This window comes from Segatella copri (genome assembly GCF_009495355.1).
GTDB lineage: Bacteria > Bacteroidota > Bacteroidia > Bacteroidales > Bacteroidaceae > Prevotella.
Genome location: NZ_VZAD01000085.1, coordinates 1 through 19,979, shown reverse-complemented (window position 1 = coordinate 19,979; position 19,979 = coordinate 1). Strand labels below are relative to the sequence as shown.

The 19,979-nt window shown below is 44.6% G+C and carries 15 protein-coding genes; 11 read left to right on the top strand and 4 right to left on the bottom strand.

The window, feature by feature from the left end:
- Positions 1-16 precede the first annotated feature (16 nt).
- The 8 genes from F7D20_RS11160 to F7D20_RS11125 all read left to right on the top strand — a co-directional run bounded on the left by F7D20_RS11160 (position 17) and on the right by F7D20_RS11125 (position 8,958).
- Positions 17-1,675: a RagB/SusD family nutrient uptake outer membrane protein gene (locus F7D20_RS11160; protein ID WP_158464103.1), complete on the top strand. Its 1,659-nt coding sequence runs from the start codon at positions 17-19 to the stop codon at positions 1,673-1,675.
- 36 nt (positions 1,676-1,711) lie between these two features.
- The gene (locus tag F7D20_RS11155; RefSeq protein ID WP_158464102.1) at positions 1,712-3,550 is read left to right on the top strand and encodes a hypothetical protein; all 1,839 of its coding nucleotides are present in this window, start codon (positions 1,712-1,714) and stop codon (positions 3,548-3,550) included.
- Between the two features lie 110 nt (positions 3,551-3,660).
- The gene (locus F7D20_RS11150; protein WP_158464101.1) at positions 3,661-5,421 is read left to right on the top strand and encodes a M6 family metalloprotease domain-containing protein; all 1,761 of its coding nucleotides are present in this window, start codon (positions 3,661-3,663) and stop codon (positions 5,419-5,421) included.
- A 3-nt stretch (positions 5,422-5,424) separates the two neighbouring features.
- Positions 5,425-5,889, top strand: a complete 465-nt coding sequence (locus tag F7D20_RS11145; RefSeq protein WP_158464100.1) for an energy transducer TonB — start codon at positions 5,425-5,427, stop codon at positions 5,887-5,889.
- Positions 5,890-6,150: 261 nt separating this feature from the next.
- Complete coding sequence (locus F7D20_RS11140; protein WP_228114180.1) at positions 6,151-6,351, top strand: DUF4160 domain-containing protein; 201 nt, start codon at positions 6,151-6,153, stop codon at positions 6,349-6,351.
- Positions 6,352-6,357: 6 nt separating this feature from the next.
- Positions 6,358-6,624, top strand: a complete 267-nt coding sequence (locus F7D20_RS11135) for a DUF2442 domain-containing protein (protein ID WP_022252574.1) — start codon at positions 6,358-6,360, stop codon at positions 6,622-6,624.
- A 203-nt stretch (positions 6,625-6,827) separates the two neighbouring features.
- Positions 6,828-8,216, top strand: coding sequence for a DUF5687 family protein (locus tag F7D20_RS11130; protein WP_158464099.1), 1,389 nt, complete (start codon positions 6,828-6,830; stop codon positions 8,214-8,216).
- Positions 8,217-8,250: 34 nt separating this feature from the next.
- Positions 8,251-8,958, top strand: coding sequence for an ABC transporter ATP-binding protein (locus tag F7D20_RS11125; RefSeq protein WP_228114179.1), 708 nt, complete (start codon positions 8,251-8,253; stop codon positions 8,956-8,958).
- Between the two features lie 296 nt (positions 8,959-9,254).
- On the opposite strand, the gene F7D20_RS11120 is transcribed toward F7D20_RS11125, so the two are convergent.
- The 4 genes from F7D20_RS11120 to rhuM form a co-directional block, all read right to left on the bottom strand.
- Positions 9,255-10,364 (bottom strand): tetratricopeptide repeat protein, encoded by a 1,110-nt coding sequence (locus tag F7D20_RS11120; protein ID WP_158464097.1) that lies wholly within the window; start codon positions 10,362-10,364, stop codon positions 9,255-9,257.
- A gap of 3 nt (positions 10,365-10,367) precedes the next feature.
- Positions 10,368-11,861 carry a TlpA family protein disulfide reductase gene (locus F7D20_RS11115; protein WP_158464096.1) on the bottom strand — a complete coding sequence of 498 codons (1,494 nt, stop codon included), beginning with the start codon at positions 11,859-11,861 and terminating at the stop codon, positions 10,368-10,370.
- 157 nt (positions 11,862-12,018) lie between these two features.
- Positions 12,019-13,632 (bottom strand): hypothetical protein, encoded by a 1,614-nt coding sequence (locus tag F7D20_RS11110; RefSeq protein ID WP_158464095.1) that lies wholly within the window; start codon positions 13,630-13,632, stop codon positions 12,019-12,021.
- A gap of 187 nt (positions 13,633-13,819) precedes the next feature.
- On the bottom strand, positions 13,820-14,830 hold the full coding sequence (rhuM, locus tag F7D20_RS11105) for a RhuM family protein (protein WP_158464094.1): 1,011 nt from the start codon (positions 14,828-14,830) through the stop codon (positions 13,820-13,822).
- 464 nt (positions 14,831-15,294) lie between these two features.
- Here rhuM and F7D20_RS11100 point away from each other — a divergent pair, with 464 nt between their 5' ends.
- From F7D20_RS11100 to F7D20_RS11090, 3 genes are all read left to right on the top strand, one after another.
- Positions 15,295-17,646, top strand: a complete 2,352-nt coding sequence (locus F7D20_RS11100; RefSeq protein WP_158464126.1) for a beta-glucosidase — start codon at positions 15,295-15,297, stop codon at positions 17,644-17,646.
- Positions 17,647-18,038: 392 nt separating this feature from the next.
- Positions 18,039-19,388, top strand: coding sequence for an ATP-binding protein (locus tag F7D20_RS11095; protein ID WP_158464093.1), 1,350 nt, complete (start codon positions 18,039-18,041; stop codon positions 19,386-19,388).
- A 317-nt stretch (positions 19,389-19,705) separates the two neighbouring features.
- A complete protein-coding gene (locus F7D20_RS11090; RefSeq protein ID WP_158464092.1) occupies positions 19,706-19,936 on the top strand; it encodes a hypothetical protein in 231 nt (76 codons plus the stop codon).
- Positions 19,937-19,979: the final 43 nt, after the last annotated feature.

Genomic DNA, 19,979 nt, shown 5'->3' with positions numbered 1-19,979 from the left:
ATAAAGAAAGAATAAAATGAACAAGAAAACAATATATCGTTCGATGGCTGGACTTGTGATGGCTGGATTCTCTCTGACTTCACTTACTGGCTGTATGGAGGTGACAGAACCTGCATCAAATATTGCCACCGAGGGGCAGATACAGAACTCCCCATCATCATCGGAATCGTTCCTGATGGCGATGCCTGCATATTTTAATAAGGTAAATTCCTCTTGGGTATATGATAAAGGTATGCACTTCCCATTTGGTTATGGTGCCATCATGTATATACGTGACCTGATGACTGGCGACCTTTTGCAGTCTTCCAAGAACTATACTGTACACTTTTACTATTGGGCACAGAACAAGTATCAGGGTGATGGCTATTTGTTCGGACAGTACATCAGTACCTATTATTATAACTTTATCCTGACCATCAACAACATGGTGGGAGCTGTCAATCCCGAGAATGCCACCGACCAGCAGTTGGGATATCTGGGTGCAGGTCTGGCTTTCCGTGCTATGTGTTATATCGACCTCGCCCGTATGTACGAGTTCCTGCCTAACGACAGAACCAGCAATATCAATGCTGAAGGTAATGACGTAAGCGGACTTACAGTGCCTATCGTTACTGCCGAGATGAATCAGGCAGACGCCCTCAACAACCCTCGTGCAACTCACGAGAAGATGAAGGAGTTTATCGAGAGCGACCTCAACAAGGCAGAGGAGTATATCAAGCACTTGACAAAAACAGCTGGTGGCGTGCTTCCTGATTTGTCTTGTGTTTATGGTCTGAAGGCTCGTCTGTATATGTGGGATGGCGACTACGAGAATGCTGCCAAGTATGCGCGTCTTGCCATCAACAATGCCAAGGTTCAGCCTATGAGCGAAGAGGCTTGCACTAACTATAAGACTGGTTTCAACGACATCACAAAGTGGATGTGGGGTGCTTCCCAGACCTCTGAGGATACCTCTGTTAAGACAGGTATTGTCAACTGGACTTCATGGCTCAGCAACCAGACTACATTTGGTTATACTGGTTATGGTGAAGAGAATATGCCTTTCAATGAGATTGACAAGAGAATGTACGAGCGTATCAGCGATACTGACTTCCGCAAGACGGAATTCAAGGCTCCTGAAGGTTCTGAATTGGCTGATAAGGTGATTCAGATACCTGCAACAAAGAGCTTGGCAGACAAGCGTATGCCAGCATATGCATCTGTAAAGTTCCGTCCTAACGAGGGTAATACTGACGATCCTAACATCGGTGCCGCTTCTTCTTATCCTATTATGCGTGTTGAAGAAATGTACTTTATCGAGGCAGAGGCTGTAGCTCACACCAATGCTGCCAAGGGTAAGGAACTGTTGGAAACCTTTATGAAGACCTATCGGGATCCTAAGTACACTTGCAAGGTGTCTTCAACAGATGACGTGGTAGAGGAAATCGTATTCCAGAAGCGTGTAGAACTTTGGGGTGAGGGTCAGACCTTCTTTGATATCAAGCGTTTGAACTACTCAGTAACCCGTGGCTATCCAGGTACCAACTGGTACGACCTGACTCGTCTCAACACCAATGGCCGTCCTGCATGGATGAACCTCGTGTTCGTAGCTTACGAGGGTGACCGCAATCAGGGAGTAAGAGGTATGAACAATCCTGACCCATCAGATCTCTACACTCCATGGACTGAGCAATAGTAGTTTTTTATGAACGAATAGATAAACATAACAATTATGAAAAAAGCATTCAAATTTTCATATATGGTACTCCTGAGCTTGGTGGCATTCGCCATCAGCTCATGTACCAGCGACTACGACTACACGGGTGCACCTAAGGTTGCCAATGAAGTGTACTTCAGCAATGCCCAGCAGTCGAAGATAGAGTTGAGCAAGAGCAACTCCAGCTTTGTTATTACACTTCATCGTGTAAAGACAGAGGGTGAACAGACAGTTCTTTTGAAATATACAGCTGATGAGGGTAGTATTTTCAACGTGCCTAACCATGTGACATTTGCCGATGGTAAGGCTGAGGCTCCTATCACTATCACTTACAATCCTGAGAATTTGCAGTATGGTACTTATAATGGTGGTACCATCAGCGTTGCCAGTGAGGACTGTGACACAACATACGGTATAGGTTCATTTACCTTTAAGGCTGGTGCTACAGAGTGGATGGATATTACTTCTAATAAGTCGATGGGTGCTTACCGTGAGGATGTGCTGACTACATTCTTCGGTGTAGATAATGCTGTTGACGAAGTGAAGATTCAGAAGAGTGTTGTCGAGGAAGGTAAGTATCGTATCGTCAATCCTTATGCTTCTTGGAAAGGAGAAGAGGGTACTACCTATGATTCCGAGAATGACCATTACTGGGTAATCAATGCTACCGATCCAGATTTCGTCTATGTAGAAACTTGTCATACTGGTTTTGCTATCGGTAATTATGGTGAGATTACTGTTACCAGCAAGGTTGCTTACAACTTGGAGGGTGGAGCATCTCTTGATCTTATCAAGTCAAAGAAGCCAGAGTGGTTCGGTACCTTGAAGGATGGTATCATAACCATGCCAGTAAAATCTTTGTTGATTTCTATGGCAAATTACAAAGATGGTGGACTTTATGAGGCCAACAATAGTGGTTTGTTTGCTATAGCTCTTCCTGGTAAGGCAATCGCTAATTACAGTGTCGAGGCTGCCTATAAGGGTCGTTTCACCGATGCCAATGACAATGATTTCGCACAGGTAACCATGACTTTAAGCAATGATGTTGCCAAGGTGAAGTATGCTCTTGTTCCTGCAAGCAGCGACTTGAATGCTACCGTAAGCGGTATCGTTGACGGCAGTGTGGCTTCTGAGGAAGTATCAGCTTCTGGTGATGTTCAGGTTCCTTTCGATGAGACTGGCAAGTATGTGCTCGTAATGGTAATGTATAATGCAAACGACGAGGCTGTAGGTTCAGATGTACTGAATCTCTCACTCAAGTCAAGCAAGGATGCTGCCGAGGTTTGGAATGATGTTGCTGCTGGTACAGTAACCATTGGTGTCAAGAGTTACGGTTCTATCCTCTTCCAAAAGGATCCTGGTGTGCTCATGGGTGAGCCAGTTGTTACAGAAGGTGTACTCTCACAGAGTGGTAGCGATCCTACCAAGTTCCGCATTACTCCTTTTGCTGTTGAGAAAGCTCCATTGGAGTTTACTGTTGCAGAGGATGGTTCAATCACAGTAGATACACAGGAGACAGGTCTTGCTCTTCAGGATGGTACAGCCATCTTGGTAACAGATATTGTGACTTACTTTGGTGCTGATACTGATAATGGTAAGCTCTTTGCAAGCAATGGATTCCTTTCTAAGTATGACAGTAGCAAGAAGCTCTATACCTTCTTCAATGTCTATACAGATGCCTCAGACAATGCTTATGCATTCGAGTCTGATACCTTCGAGGTAACAGATGAGGGTAATGCTAAGATTCATGCTGCTTTTGCCAAGGCAAAGAAGGCTGCAGCACATCACTCAGCTGTAGTTTCTGCCAAGGCACATAAGATGTATGTGGCTAAGCGTGGAGCTTGGGCTAAGTAATACAGGCGTTTTTCCATAAACAAAAACACGATATGAGTTGAGGCTCCAGATAACTTGAATGGTTTTCTGGAGCCTTGTTTTTTCTAAACAGCTTTTAGAACAAAAGAAATATGATGATGAAAAGAAATATGAAACTACTGATGCTTGCTTCCCTGCTGGGCTTTGTGGCTCTTTCTGCCCAAGCTGTACCTGCCAAAAAGGGTGTATGGCGTATGGTGACATTGGCTGATGGAACTCAGAAAAGGGTGGAACTTCGTGGTGATGAATTCTGCAGCTACTGGGTGGATGCTGAAGGCGTTAGCTATAATCTGGACAGCGAAAGCAAGCGATATGTAAGAGTTGATGCCAATGCTCTGCAGCTACGTGCGAGTCAGTTGCGTGCCAAGGCCAATCAAGACCGTATTGAGCGTATGGCGAAAGCTCGTCGTATGGCAACGAAAAAGAGCTTAGGGCAAACTAATGGTTCTTATACAGGAAAGAAGAAAGGTCTTATCATCCTGGTGCAGTATAAGGATAAGAAATTCAAGTTTGGACATAACCAGAAGATGTATGACAGAATGGCAAATGAGACTGGATATAATACTTCGCTCGGCTTTGTGGGCAGTGTGAAGGATTATTTCTTAGCACAGAGTAACGGACAGTTTGAACTGGACTTTGATGTGGTAGGACCTTATACACTCAATCATGAATATGCTTACTATGGCGCACCTTCAGGAACATCAAACGATGTCCGCCCTCGTGACATGGTGTACGATGCCTGTCGTTTGGCAGACCCTGATGTAAATTATGCAGACTATGATTGGGATGGTGATGGGTATGTAGAGCAAGTATATGTTCTTTTTGCAGGACTCGGACAGGCTGCTGGTGGTGACGAAAATACAATCTGGCCTCATGAGTCGAAATTGCAATATGGAAACAACGGCTCATATGTAAGCAAGGACAATAATGTAACGGTGAACACATACGCATGTGGACCCGAACTTACTTTGCAATATACTCCTATTGCTTACAGGGAACGTGTGGATGGTATCGGAACTCTCTGTCATGAGTTCTCTCATTGTTTAGGTTATCCAGACCTGTATGATACTGGTAATGGTGGAAATTTCGGAATGGGTGAGTTCGATCTGATGGATGCCGGAAGCTATAATGGTGAGAGCTTCTGTCCTCCTAACTATTCTGCCTATGAAAAATGGTTTGCTGGCTGGATAACTCCCACTGTACTGGATAAACCAGCATCTGTTAAAGGTATGCAGGCTCAAGATGTGAAGTACGGACAAGCATTTGTGGTCTATAATGATAACAACAAGAACGAGTATTATCTTATCGAGAACAGACAACAGAATGTGGGTATCTGGGACAAGCAGCTGCCAGCCAGTGGCATGATGATTACCCATGTGGACTACGACAAGAATATCTGGGAGTGGAACAATGTCAATACCATTGTCAATTATAGCAACCAGCATGGCCCAGAATATGCTTATCTTGACAACGATCATCAGCGCCTTACGATTTTTCATGCTGACAACGAAGAGGGTTCTTCTGCAGACTCGCAGGCTGGTGACCTGTATCCCTTTAATGGTAATAACAGTCTTACCGACACCTCTTCGCCTGCTGCTACCATCTATCAGGGCGGAACAACCATGGGCAAGCCTATCACCAATATTACCCAAAATGAGGATGGAAGCATCGACTTCGACTTCATGGGTGGCAGTAACGACAACATCATCTCGGGTATTCACTTCATAGAGAATGATGAGATGTCTTCTTTCGGCCAGGGTGTTTACTCTTTGGACGGTCGTTATATGGGCACTTCTGCCAACGGCCTTGACAAAGGCATATATATCGTGAACGGCAAGAAGATTGTCAAATAAAGTATGAAACAGAGAAATCTTATATTGCTTTTCTGTGCAGTCCTGTTGGTGGCAGGCTGTACGGAAAAGAAACAAAATCACATGAAATCGCCCGACTTTGAAGCGAGTCAAGTACTTAAGGACTCCATGCCGGAGCCTGTTAAGTTGGATAGCGACCTGCTCTCTGATGCAGGTACCGTCGTTCCTTACTTCCCAGGAGGTCTGAAAGCCATGCGTGCTTTCATTGCCAAACATATGCGTTATCCTGAGGCTGCCCGCACGTTGAAAAAAGAAGGCAGGGTTATCATTTCAGCTCAGGTAGACACCAAGGGCAATCTCTCTCAATACAAGGTGATGATGAGCGACGACCCTCTTTTCGACAAGGAGGCTTTGAGAATAGTTAAGTTGATGCCTCGCTTTGTTCCTAATGGGGAAGGCAAGGTGGTTGCCGGCTCCGTAGAGATTCCTGTCATGTTTAGATTGAAATAAAGCTGCCGCTTCCTTATCCTATCAAATACATTGCCCACCCATGGTTACTTACCGTATCAAGGGTGGGCATTTCTCTTTATCTTCCTCACTCTCAAACATTTTCCCGTAAATTTCTTGCATCTTTCGGAAGAAAAGTGTAATTTTACATAAGATTAGCTGCGCTCGGCAATTTGAAAGCAAGCTTTCATTGCGCTCACTGGCATAATCTTTGCAAAAAAAGAAACGATGCCAACAATATTCATATTTTTTTGATTTAGGTTCATGTTTTATTCAAATGATCATGAACCGATTCATGTTCATGTAATCAAAGATGGAAATGAAGCAAAATATAATGTTTCTCCTCTGATCCAGATTTACAATCATGGGTTCAAAAAGCATGATATTGCCTTGATAGAATCTATTATTTCTGAGAACGAAGCAGTTATTATAGATAGATGGAAAGAGTATTTTAATCAAAAATAAGATATTATGGAGCAATATAGAATAAACCGCGTTTGGGTAGACGATACCCATATTTGGGCAGAAACCCAAAATGGCTGGAAGGCAAACTATCCTTTTAGCCGGTGGAGCCGTCTTGCTAACGCCACACCTGCTCAACGTAAAGCATTCGTATTGAGTAGATATGGTATTCATTGGCCTGAACTGGATGAAGATCTATGTTTTGAAGGCCTGTTTGCAGATGCTGGTATTTACAAACCGTCAGATGCAGAAAATGCTATTTATTATCAAGCATAATTAAATAGTGCTTTTCACATAAGCTTAGCTGCGCTCGGCAATACCTATAATGCCCACCCATGGTTACTTACCGTACCAAGGGTGGGCATTGATGTTATCACAATCTTTTGATGGTTATTTTTAGGTTATTTCTGTCAAAAAGAAATGACTTTTGGCACTTTTTGCTTATCTTTGTGCCCGTAAACCATTAATAAGACAGATTTATGTTACGACTATTGTTTAGACTATGGTGGCTTCAGCAACGTCGCTCCTTCACCTGGAAGGATGCCGTTGTGGGTGGTTATCTCATCTTCGTTTATGTGATGGTGGGCTTAGGCTTCTACTTTGGAGCTACCCTCGATGGCGAGGAACTCTTCGAGGACGGAACTCCTGATGCTCTTTGTGCCATTTTGGTGTTGACAATGCTGGTGCCCGATATCATCCTGAAGGTGGTGATGAAGCACGACAGCACGGCCATGGACGATTATCTCAAGTCGCGACCTGTGCCCGAGAAGGTTTGGAACCGTTTCCTGCTGCTCACCAACCTTGTCAATTTCTGGAATTACGTCATGCCTGTGCTCATGCTCCCCATGCTTTTCTGGATGCTCAGCGTGCCTCAGGCCATTGTGGGCTATCTGCTGATGCAGGCTTTCTCTTTCATCAATGGCATTTATGTCACTTGCTATTATAAAACTACCGACAGGATGCTGCGCTGGCCCTTACTGTTGGGCTGGATAGGTATGGGAGCCATCCTTACTGCCTATCTTGTATGTTTCGCCTGGATGCCGGGATTTTTGATCAACATCGGTATGGCTGTATGGGCTGTGCTCATCATCACCGGCTTGCTTTTCTATCTCTATAACCTGAAGATTTATAATGAGCACAAGCAGAAGACGTCCCGTTTCAGAAGTTTTGGCAAGACAACGCTTTACAAGCTGCAGTACATCGGACTGCTTCGTGCCAAACGTGTGCGCAACATGGTGCTTGTCATGGTGATCATCTTCTTCCTCGATGCCCTGCTGATGGTATTCCTGCCCGATAGTGGTTCAGGCAATCAGGTTTCCTTGATCATGTATGTGGTGGGAGATGTATTGCTGCCTTCGGTAGTCTTGTCGCAGTGGACTTTTGGTATAGAGGCCAACTTCTTTCAGGGATTGATGACAAAACCTGTCAAGGTGGAACAACTCTTGCGCAACTGCTTCTACTTCTATCTGAGTATCAGCGGTGTGATGACGGTTCTCAGTTTGGTCTTCGTCTTCCTTTCTCCCGAAATAACGGTATTCACCTTGTTGGGTGCCATGGGTATGGCTGTGTTTGTCAACCTTTCCAATCTGCCTACCTGTCTCTTTTCGTCACGGTTGGAAATCTTCTCCAAATCGATGTTCAACATGCAGGGAGCCAACATGAAGATCAATCTCTATGGTGTTGTCTTCTTGGTGCCTTCAGGTCTTATGGCGGGTGTCTATTATCTGTGGGGAGCTGAGGTGTGGTGCATCGTTAGCGTAACTATGGCTGTCGTGTGCCTGTTGATTCATCGCAAGGTAATAGCACGTGTGGCAGCTATATACGATCGCATACGCTATGAGCGCATGGAGAAATATATGGAGAATTAAGTTTTATGTTCAACGAATTAAAATGTACAGCAAAATGATTAAGATACAGAATCTCAAGAAAATATATAATGGCACAACCGTGCTGGATATAGAAAGCCTCGATATTGCCCAGGGCGAGTTGGTGGGATTGGTAGGTAACAACGGAGCAGGAAAGACCACCTTGCTGCGTCTTGTACTCGACCTGATAAAGGCTGACGATGGTTTTGTGGAGAGCGATGGAAAGAAGGTCAACGAGTCGGAAGACTGGAAAACCTATACGGGCAGCTATATTGACGGACGCTTCTTGGTTGACTTCCTGACCCCGGAGGAGTATTTCTCGTTTATAGGTGATGTCTATGGTATTGACGAAGAGACGATGAAGGAACGTCTGGCTCCTTTTGAGACGTTTATGCACGATGAAATCATGGGAACCAAGAAGTATCTGCGTGATTTCTCGCAGGGCAACCGCCAGAAGATAGGTATCATTGGCGCAATGATCATTAACCCCAAGGTTCTCTTGCTCGACGAGCCTTTCAACTATCTCGACCCTTCTTCGCAGATGAACATTGCCCGACTGATTCATCAGGTGTGCAAGGAGCATGGCACTACGGTCATCATCTCCAGCCATAATCTCAACTTTGTGGCAGATATCTCTTCCCGCATCCTTTTGTTAGAGAAAGGTAAGCTCATTAAGGACTTGCAGAATACGGATGGTGCCGCTATCGCCGAACTCAACGAGTATTTCGGTATTCAGGCGGAGTAAATGTTCTGTTTTAAAGTTCGGTTAAGATCATATAAAATCCTCAACTTCCGCAAGTGGTTTATGTACGGGCTGAAGGCCCAAAAGCTCTTAGCCCAGGGCAGCGCCCTGGGTATAATGGCAATCGGCAAGGCGCCCTGTAAGGGCAAAAGCCTTATAAATTGTTAGGAGTTTTAAAGCTTTTGCCCTTACAGGGCGATAGGCTATCATCCGTAATAACCCAGGGCGCTGCCCTGGGCTAAGAGCTTCTGCCCCTTCAGGGCGTGTGGGGCAAAACTTGCGAAACTTCAGGATTTTAATTATCTTGTTTTCAACTGTGCCTTTGCTTTGGTGATGAGTTTCTCCTTCTCAGCTCCCTCTTTCATTTTCGGTGCTTTCTGCAGGAAGATTCGAAGGTACAGGCGTGCCTTCAGTTCGTCACCATCGGCCATATACATTTGTGCGGCATTGTAGTAGTTGAGTGGGTTGTCGCTATCGTCGTATTCGATGCATTGGGCGAAAGCATGTCCCGCATTTCCGAACTTTCCTTTATCGTAGTAGAGTTCTGCCAGTTGTTGGTTGATGTAGAGTGCACGTTCTCTTGGGTAGGCAACTTCTATAGAACGGTTCAGATTCTGAATGGCTAACTCCCGATATTCTTTCTTTTTTGCCTCCTGATCAGCCTTGCAGGCGTCAGCCAGCTTCTTGTAGTCCATTCCCAAGAAGTATAGGCTGTTCATGGTTGGGTCGTCTTTTAGGTCTACAGCTCTTTTCAGATAAGGTAGTGCCAGTTGGTATTTCTCTGTGTTGTAGTAGCAAAGTCCTAACACAAAGTTTGATTCATAATTGTCGAATCCATCGGCTATAAGCTTCTTGTAATAGGGTATTGCCTGTTTGTATCTGAATTGCAGAAACAGCGAGTAGGCAAGCTCTTTATTGATGAGGATGTTGGTGGAATCCTGTTTCTCTACATACGATAAGGCGAAGGCCGAAACGTTTTCGGGCTCGTTGGAGTTGTTCCAGTGTGAAAGGAGTGTGGTAAACACCTCGCTGTCGTTGGGATACATTAGCCTGATGCGAAGTCCCCAGTTGTCTATTGCGGATTTGTTGCCAAGGTTCAGATTAGTAAAGAAGAGCATTCTCATGTCCTCGTGGTTGAGGCTGTCTTTGGGTATACTGTCCATACAGGCGATGGCTTTCTTGTTGTCGCCGCGCATTCGGTAGCAAGAAGCCAACTTGCGTAATACAGGCAAGTCGCCAGGATGTGTGTTGAGATGTTGTTGATAAAACCCGATGGCATGCTGAGAGTCGTGCTCGGCCATGCAACTGTCGCCCTGGCTCACGAGTGCTGAACGTACAGGATGCTCGTTCTTGCCCTGCATTGTGAGGGCCAGAACGAGAATGTATGTTATTAATAATATTTTTCTCATATTTTATTTATTAGCATTGGTTAGTGCTTCCTTCAAGGCTTCTATACCTGGGAAGCCTGTGTGTTGGTAGATTTTGTGCCCCTGCTTGTCGATAATTACGTAGGTAGGAATGGCATCAAAATTGTACTGCTTGCCCAACTCGGTGCTTTGGGGATTGCTGATACGAGTGTGAATGCCATGAATGTCGGGTATCATCTCGTTCCACTTGTCGATAGGCGAGGTGGCATCGGCAATGTATATGTAAACTATGTCTTTCATTTCTTCTTTGATAGGCTTGATGGATTTCATGGCAGCACGGCATGGCATGCACCATGTGTTCCAGAAGTCGATGAGGATGGTCTTGCCCTTGTAGGGAGCGATGAGGGTTTCGATAATCTTTCCGGCGGCCATCTTCTCGGGTATGTCGACGATGGAGAATGTGCCCTTGGCGGCAGCTTCTTCCCTCAACTTCTTCGAGGCTTCGGCATCGGCTTTCGCTTTTTGAGCTACTTGTTCATTCTTGGCCAGCAACAATTGTAATACGGGCTGGCAGGTAATCTCGGCTTTGGCGGCCTGGAGTTCTTCCTCGCTGAGCGGTGTGTTGGGGGCTGGCATGAAGGGATTGCTGCTGGTAAGTTTCTTGCCGTACTTGTCGGCCTTGATCAGGTTGTCGCTCAGCTCGTCATTGATAATGTGTATGCCGAGAGGCTTATTGTCCAGTTCGCAGTAATAGGGATAGTAACGCTGATTGACTGAGCGAAGGATGGACATTTTGGACAGTCCCTTAAAATAGGACGCCGAGTCGATGGGTGTTTCTAAGTTCTTTTGGGCTGTGCTGTCTTTGCTTATCATATTGCTCATGCTAAGGTATGTCTTGTAGCCCAAAAGGTGGCCTATGTAGTTGAGGTCGAGTTGCACACGGGCATAAGTCTTGCAGGCCTTGCTCACCGCAGCCTTGTCGATGGCCTTCTTGTTGGCTTGGTAAGTATCGACGATGAACTGCTTGTATTGCAGGGGTGTCATGCCTTTTATGTCATCGAAGAATGTTCGACCACTCGTCTCCAGATTGTCTTTGACGGTTTGCAACTCGGTGCAGAGGGCGGCATAGTCGCCATCAAATTTCACATTTGTAGAGTCGAGAGTGATGGTCAGCTTTCCTTCTGGAACCATGATGATGGGGATTGCTCGCTTGCCTATCTTCAGGTCTGCCTGGGTAGGCAGCACCAGATTTTCTGTGATGGCGAAGCCCTGTGTGCCATCGGCGTTCTTTCGCAGTTTGGTGTCGTAGGGACCGCCACTAAACGCTCCGTTGTATAAAATTATGCGCACGCGTTCCCTGGATCCAGGAGTGTAGTGGTCGAAGATGACATTTATTTGCGATGGACCGAAGTGGGGTGAAGTCGGTGGCAAAGTAATGGTGTTGTCCTTGGCCTGTGCGGTGAAACCGAATGAAAGAGCCAAGACCAGAAACAAGAGATGGCGACAGATGGTCGTCTTGCAGTAGTTGAATTGTGTCATACGAAATGTTGTTTTATGTAATAATTTACAGCTGCAAAAATAAGTATAATCTTGCAATCTTGCAAACGAATATTACAGCAAAGAGTGTTGGTATATCTTGGTTATCAGGTGCTTAAGCGTGATATATAACCATACAATTCTCTTTTTGGTAATCGACTTACACTTCACGGCTTATCACAGCCTCGAAGGAATATACCTCGCAGTCGGCCTTGATGCGCGACTTCCTAACCCTTATATTAGCCATCGAATATTGCAGTATCTGCATTACTTCCTCGTCGGTCTTTCCGATGTGGTAGAGTATGCAGAAGAGGCAATGTGAGGGATTTAGATCGTAGCAGGCAAGCCGTTTGCTGTATTTTTCGTCTATCATTCTGTAGCTGGCAAGTAGCTGCAGGATTCCCTGTTTGCCGATTTGACTGATGTTCTTGTTCTGTACCGCTTGCGAGTAGTATACGAGTCCCTGACTTATATCGGTCAGTTCGCCGATTTGTGTCTTGTACAATTCTATATCCTTGTCGCGTCTTTTCAGTTTGCGTACTTGTGTGGTGATGTCATGATTCAGTTGCTCGCATCGTTCTGCAAGTGTTGCGTTCTCTACGTCTTTTAGCTGATGTAGCGAACTTTGTAGAGCGGCAATGGTGCTTTGGGCTTTTCGTATGCGTGAAACAGAAAGGTATGTCATTGTCAGCAATATGGCAAGCACGATGATGATGGCTACAAGAATCCAGTTCTTCGCTTGCGCATATCGGTAGTTGCTGTAACCTCCTTCATACATTAGTTTCACCTTTTGTTCCTTGTCTGCATTGCCTTGTCTTTCAATGAAGGGTTCTGACTGATGTATTAGTTTGACGATGTTGTCGGCAGTCGTTGTGTCACCCAGGTGTAAGTACACAAAGTAAAACGGTATGAGATATTCATACGAACCCAGGTACATGTAATTGGATAATTCCTCTATTTCCGGTTTATGGGCATTGAGAAATTTCTCTCCTTTGGGTGTCTTGCCGTATCTCCATAGAAAACGATACAGATCCACTGCAGTCTTGTGTTTTATACCACCATAGTTATCTGCCAGATTGATGTAATCCATGATGACGGAGTCGGGAGTGTTTCCTTGTTCTATCAGTTTTTGAAAATAATAGTTGTACATAGGCCCTAATGTACTGTCCTTGTTCTCGGGAATGGAGTAAGCGATGTCGAAAGCTTCTTCTGCCAACTGACGGTCTTGATTGTTCACGGCACGGTAGAGCGTCGCCCAGGCACGATGGGATATGTTGTGGCTTTGTCGTGCCTCGTCCTCGAGTTTTACGGTGTAGGAGTTGTCGTGAGTGATGCGGCACATCAGGTCGTAGAGGTCGAGCTTCTCCTTTTGACGCATGATGGAGCTATGTCTGCAGGCTTGCATCAGTATTTGCAGCGTTTGTGTTGTGTCGTGAGTTGTGTTGAAAGTCATGGCGCCCTTATAATATAATGCACGCGCAAGCATAGGCTCATTGTTTTCTTTGGTAAAGATCTGTATGGCGTCCTCAATGTCGGAATCTCGGCGCAAAAAATATACGCCAGTGATTTGGTATCTTATCTTGCAAGCCAGTAGCTTGTAGTACCCTTTGTTGTCGTTGCTGTCGGTTCTTTCCAAATATACCTTGGCTTGGGCGGGATAATAGTCTGCCATATCGTCTATTTCTTCGAACGAAAGACGATAGTGCGATGGCGTACAGCCGACAACGAAGGTCAGCAACAGGGAAAATAGAAATAATATGACCGTTTTCTTCATTCTGCCTGCAAAGGTAAACATTCTTTCTGAAAATCATGTACAGATAGAGAAGAAACTTGTGCTGTGATTATCAGTTTTCTTGGATGTGACAGTTCTTTTTTTAACCGCCCAACAGCTGATATGCGGTCGCTCTTCAACTGTTGTTCGCTTGTCTTTCAGCTGTTGTCCGGTTTTTAAATGGCAATTCTTATTGATTATCTTTGTTAATCAAGTTGACAACCACTTTTACCATTACATCTTTTTCCTCAGTTCTGCTTTCTGCAATCATCAGAGTCAGTGCAACGAGTGTGTTGTCGGCAATTCTCTTATGTCCATTTTCTGCATACAGAATGCCATTCTTCTCCATAAACCAAAGAAAAAGCATGGCTGCAATTCTCTTGTTGCCATCGCTGAATGAATGGTTTTTTACGACAAGGTAGAGCAGCATGGCTGCTTTCTCTTCTACTGAAGCATAGAGTTCTTCACCACCGAAGGTTTGGTAAATCTGACCGATGCTGCTTTTGAAAGAATCATCCTTCTCATTGGCAAACCATTTGCTGCCTCCAAACTTTTCTTTCAGGGCATTGATTGCTTCCATGGCATTTTCGTAGGTAGCATGGAACGGTTCGGTTTGAGTCGTCTTGTCTATAAGCAATGTTTGATAATCGTATTTGTCGAGAGTATCCAAAGCATAAACATAGTCGCTGATAACATTGAACAGCCCGTTATATTCGTCCTCGGATACTTGATCTTGCAATGTAATCGCACGTGACATCAAACGAACCACTTCTTTCAGTTCATTGTAATTGTCTAAGCGCTTCTGGTTGATGGCATAACCCTTGATGATGTATTGCTTCAAGATAGAGTTAGCCCATTGACGGAATCTGGTACCATTGATTGACTTTACACGATAGCCTACGGAGATAATGACATCCAGGTTATAATATTCCGTTTCGACAACCTGTTCAAAGCCGTCGTGGCGGCCATATTTCTTGGTATGTGCAAATTTTGCACATACCAAGGATTTATCGAGTTCACCTTCTTTAAAACAGTTATTGACATGTCGTGAAATCACAGTTCTGTCACGGCCAAACAACTCTGCCATTTGACTTTGTGTAAGCCAAACGGTATCATTCTCTAATTTTACATTCAGCTCTATGTTGCCCTCTGGGGAACGATAGATTTCAATGGAAGAATTTCTCTGCTCCATACCTTTCATTATTTAAATGTCCTAATTCTGGTATCCAATTTTTGGATAATTCAGCAAAGATACGATAATTATCTGATTCCTACAAGGTTTTCAAGTATTTTTCCTGCTTTTTTGATGAAACTTGTAAAAGATAGAAATGGTTTTGTCTTAATGAAAGCATTCGTTCTTGAGGCTTTTTCTACCTATACCTATATTTATAAATGAGATTGCTGCGTTTTTTTGAAATTTATGGTATCTGTGTAACATCAGCTTTTCATCAAACTGCATGAAAAGGGATAGGAATGCTGTGTCATGATACTGAACAATATGTTAATCATATATGCTTAATCGGTTAAGACATGACGAAAAGATGGATTTTTGAGGAATAAAAGATAGAAAAAAGTTGGCTTTTCGTCTCGATTTTATTAATTTTGCAAGCGTGATATGCAGTAGTAAAGTTTATAAGCTAATAACTAAACAATATAACGAAAATGATGAATTATAAGAAGATGGTTCTTACTATGGCAGTTGGGGCCTTGTCGGCAACAATGACGGCACAGACTGCACCACAACTCAATGCCAACAACATTGAGGAAGTAATCAAGGCAATGACTTTGGAAGAGAAAGCACAGCTCTTAGTGGGAGGTGGCAACGATGGATTCGTAGGAAGCGGAGCCATGTTGGGACACCAGAAGAAGTTTGTTCCTGGTGCTGCAGGAACGACAGTGGCTATTCCGCGTTTGGGAATTCCTGCTACGGTGCAGTGTGATGGTCCGGCAGGAGTGCATATAGATGCACATCGCGAGGGCGACAGCCGTAACTATTATGCCACAGGTTTCCCCGTAGGAACCTGTCTGGCCTCTACCTGGAACACCGATTTGGTGCGTAAAGTGGGCGAAGCCATCGGTAATGAGACCTTGGAGTATGGCTGTGATGTGGTTTTAGGACCAGGCATGAACCTGCATCGCAATCCGCTTTGTGGCAGAAACTTTGAGTATTACTCAGAAGACCCTGTTGTGACAGGTCTTATGGGAACTGCCTTTGTGCTCGGTGTACAGAGTCAGGGTGTGGGCGTGAGTGCCAAGCATTTTGCCGTGAACTCACAGGAAAGTGACCGTACCCGTGTGGATGAGCGTCTGAGTCAGCGTGCTTTGCGTGAGCTTTATCTCAAGGGTTTTGAGATGATGGTGCGCAAGAGCAATCCTTGGACTATCATGTCGGCGTATAATAAGGTGAACGGTGTCTATGCACAAGGCAACAAAGATCTCTTGACCAACATCCTGCGTAACGACTGGGGATATAAGGGAATCGTCGAGACCGACTGGATTGGTAAGCGTGAAGACCTGCCTGTAGAACAGGAGGTGGCTGCTGGCAACGACCTGATGATGCCGGGCTATCCTGCACAGGTAAAAGATATAGTAAACGCGGTGAAATCGGGCAAATTGGACGTAAATGACGTTGACCGCAACGTGCGCCGTATGTTGGAATACATCGTGAAGACTCCACGTTTCAAGGGGTATAAATATAGTGGCGAGCCCGACCTCAAGGCTCATGCTGCCATTACCCGCCAGAGCAGCACCGAGGGTATGGTACTCTTGAAGAACAATGCAGCTCTCCCTATCCGTGGCTTGAAGACGGTGGCTCTCTTCGGTGTCAACTCCTACGACTTTATGTCGGGTGGACTTGGTAGTGGAGCTGTCAATGTAGGCTATTCTGTAGATATGGTTACAGGACTGAAGAACATCGGTGTGGCTACTACTCCGCAGCTCGCAGAAATCTATCAGAACTATGTGAAATATGCCAAGGCAAAGCTCAAGGCAGACAAGAATCCAATGATGTGGTTCCTGAATCAAGGACAACCAAAGCTCGATGAAATCGATATAACTGAGCGCTGTGTGGCCAATGAGGAGCCTAAGGCTGATGCCGCCATCATCACCATCGGACGTCAGGCTGGTGAGGGTATGGACCGTCAGATCAATGGCGAGTTCAACCTCAGTAAGACGGAACAGGATATGATTTTCCGTGTTTCTGATGCCTTCCATGCTAAAGGCAAGAAGGTGATTGTCATCATCAACTCAGGATCTGTCATGGAAACAGCAAGTTGGCGCGACCGTGTGGATGCCATCCTCGTGGCATGGCAACCTGGTATTGAAGGCGGTAACTCTGTGGCCGACATCCTGACAGGAAAGGTGAATCCATCGGGCAAACTGACCATGACTTGGCCTATTGCAGCGACTGATCATCCTTCTACTGCCAACTTCGCCAAGGAGTATGATATGTACACCTATAAGAATATGGAAGGCTGGGGCAAGGGCAATATTCCTGGCGTAGATTTCAGCAATCATGAAGAAGACATCTACGTGGGCTATCGCTACTTCGATACTTTCAAGAAGGATGTGGCTTATCCTTTCGGTTTCGGTCTGAGTTATACTACTTTCGAGATGGGCAAGCCTTCTGTCAAGGCTAACGGTAAGAACATAGAGGTAAGTGTAACCATCAAGAATACTGGCAAGGTTGCTGGCAAGCAGGTGGCACAGGTTTATGTCACCGCTCCTAAGGGTGCTTACGAGAAGCCTGCCAAGGAACTTAAAGCCTTTGGCAAGACCCGTGAGTTGAAGCCAGGCGAGAGCCAGACTTTGAAGATGACTCTCGAGAAGCGCGACTTGGCAAGCTTTGATGAAGCCAGCAGTCAGTGGAAGGTTGATGCTGGCAATTATCTGTTCCAGGTGGGAACCGATGTGGAGAGCATCAAGGGAACTGCTACATTAAAAGTGGCTGAATACACCGAGAAAACAAGCAGAGCCTGCGCTCCTAATGTTCAGTTGAATTATCTGAAGCAGAAGTAACTTTAATCGTGTAAGCAGAAGTATCTCTTCTCGTGTAAGAAGTAATACTTCATCACGTACAACTATGTACTCTGCCCATCGCATTGGGCAACTTTGCCCATAACGTTGGGCAGAGTTGTTCAATACGATGGGCAAAAATGCCCATAACGATGGGCAGATACTAATAAAGCCTTTCGCAGACTTTGTTCTCCTCTTCTTTCAGCCCTCCTGCATGATAGTCTTGACAGTTGATAGTTCTCAGTTTCTATAGAAAAGAATAGCTTTTCCGGTTGTTTTTTAGGAAAAGTGTAGTTTTTCTTATTGTTATTTATAGGAAAAGTGTAGTTTTTGCTTGGTTGTTTCGTAGGAAAAGTGTATATTTGCGCCTGTAAAATCATAGGAAAAGTGTAAATATGCTCTATAGAAAGATTGAAAAATATATTATAAGTCACTTACAATCAGGGTCTGACAAGATTTTGATTATAGATGGTGCACGCCAAATAGGTAAGTCCTTTATCATTCGTGAAGTCGGAAAGAAGCTTTTTCCCAACTACATTGAGATAAATATGGAGACAGACAAGCTTGGAGACAGGACTTTTGCCGATGCTAAGACGGTGGATGATTTCTATTTGGCTTTGAGTACGGTGGCAGGTGATAGGATGAAGGAAAAGAATAACACTTTGGTGTTTATTGATGAGATTCAGGCCTACGACCATCTGCTTACTTTACTCAAGTTCCTGTGCGAAGATAACAAGTTTACTTATATAGCCAGCGGCTCGTTACTGGGTGTTACACTCAAGATAACTTCCTCTGTTCCTTTGGGCAGTATCATCATCCGGCACATGTATCCATTGGACTTCGAGGAGTTTTTGATAGCCAATGGTGTAGGACAACTGGTGCTTGATACGATTCGCAAGAAGTTTGCTTCAAGGGAGTCGATGCCGGAAGCTATCCATAACAAACTGCTCGATTTGTTCAAGAAGTATCTCTTGGTAGGAGGCTTGCCTGATGCCGTCAACGAATTCTTGGCTACCAAGAATATCACAGTCATTCGTACCATACAGAATGAAATCCATCACCTCTATGGTGTGGATGCGGCCCGTTATGAGGAAATGCACAATCGCCTGAAGATTCAGCGCATCTACAGTATGATTCCTTCTAACTTGGAAAACAAGAAGAAGCGAGTAGTGGTGAAGGATATTGAGGACAAGAAGGGAAAGCGAATGGGTGATTATGTCGAGGAGTTCGACTATCTGATTTCTTCGGGCATTGCGTTGGAAGTGAAGGCCATCAGCAAGCCAAGTTTCCCCTTGATAGAGAATAGTGGTAAAAATCTGCTCAAACTTTATATGAACGATGTGGGTATTCTGACCAGTATTTTCTTCGGCACCAACATCAAGGCGGTGATGGATGATGTGGCAAGCATCAATCTTGGTTCCGTTTATGAGACCGTGGTGGCGCAGGAACTGAAGGCGCATGGTTTCAACCTTTATTATTACGACAATAAGAAAACTGGAGAGGTGGATTATCTGATAGATGACATGGAGCATCTGTCAGTCCTTCCGCTCGAAATCAAGTCGGGTAAGGATTATCAGGTACACAGTGCTTTGGATAAGTTCTTGCAAATCAAGGAATACAACATCCAGGACGCCTTCGTTCTCTCGAATGCTCAGCAGGTGGAACAGAAGAATGGCATCACTTATCTGCCTATCTATTATATAATGTGTATAGAACCGAAGGAGATGGAAAATAAAGTGTTGTAGAAATACTTTTTCTTGTGTCTATACCCATATCGGAAGCCTTGATGGGCAGAGGTCGGTTCTGTATATTTTCTCCTTAGAGAGCACAAATGTGCCCTCAGGCAGGGCACATTTGTGCCATAAGTAGGCATTTTCCCTGCAGCAGTATTTATAAAAAAGCAACAAGTCGAAAACAAGAGTCTTATCGTATTACACCTCCTATATCGTATTTAGTTTAATTGATGTTAATTAAGGATGGCTTGACACAAATAAATCGGTTAAGGCTTTGTCGTTTCTGAATAATGTAGTATTTTCGTATTGTCAATATAAATGTTTACATCATGGTAAAGAATATTGCATCATTTATCTTGCTGGTTGTACTTTGCGTCTCTTGTGGCAAGCATGAGTATCCATCTGCTTTGGTGGAGGCTGACAGTTTGTGTTATTCTAATCCCAAACTGGCATTGGAGAAACTCGCCCAAATCCGAAAAGATTTAGATACAACAAATACTGCGGATTGGATGTATTTCCGTTTAGTAAAGTTAAAGGCACAAGACAAAGGAGGGCACTGAAAAAGTCCCTTCATGGGTTATGTTAGTTTAACATTCGATCTTT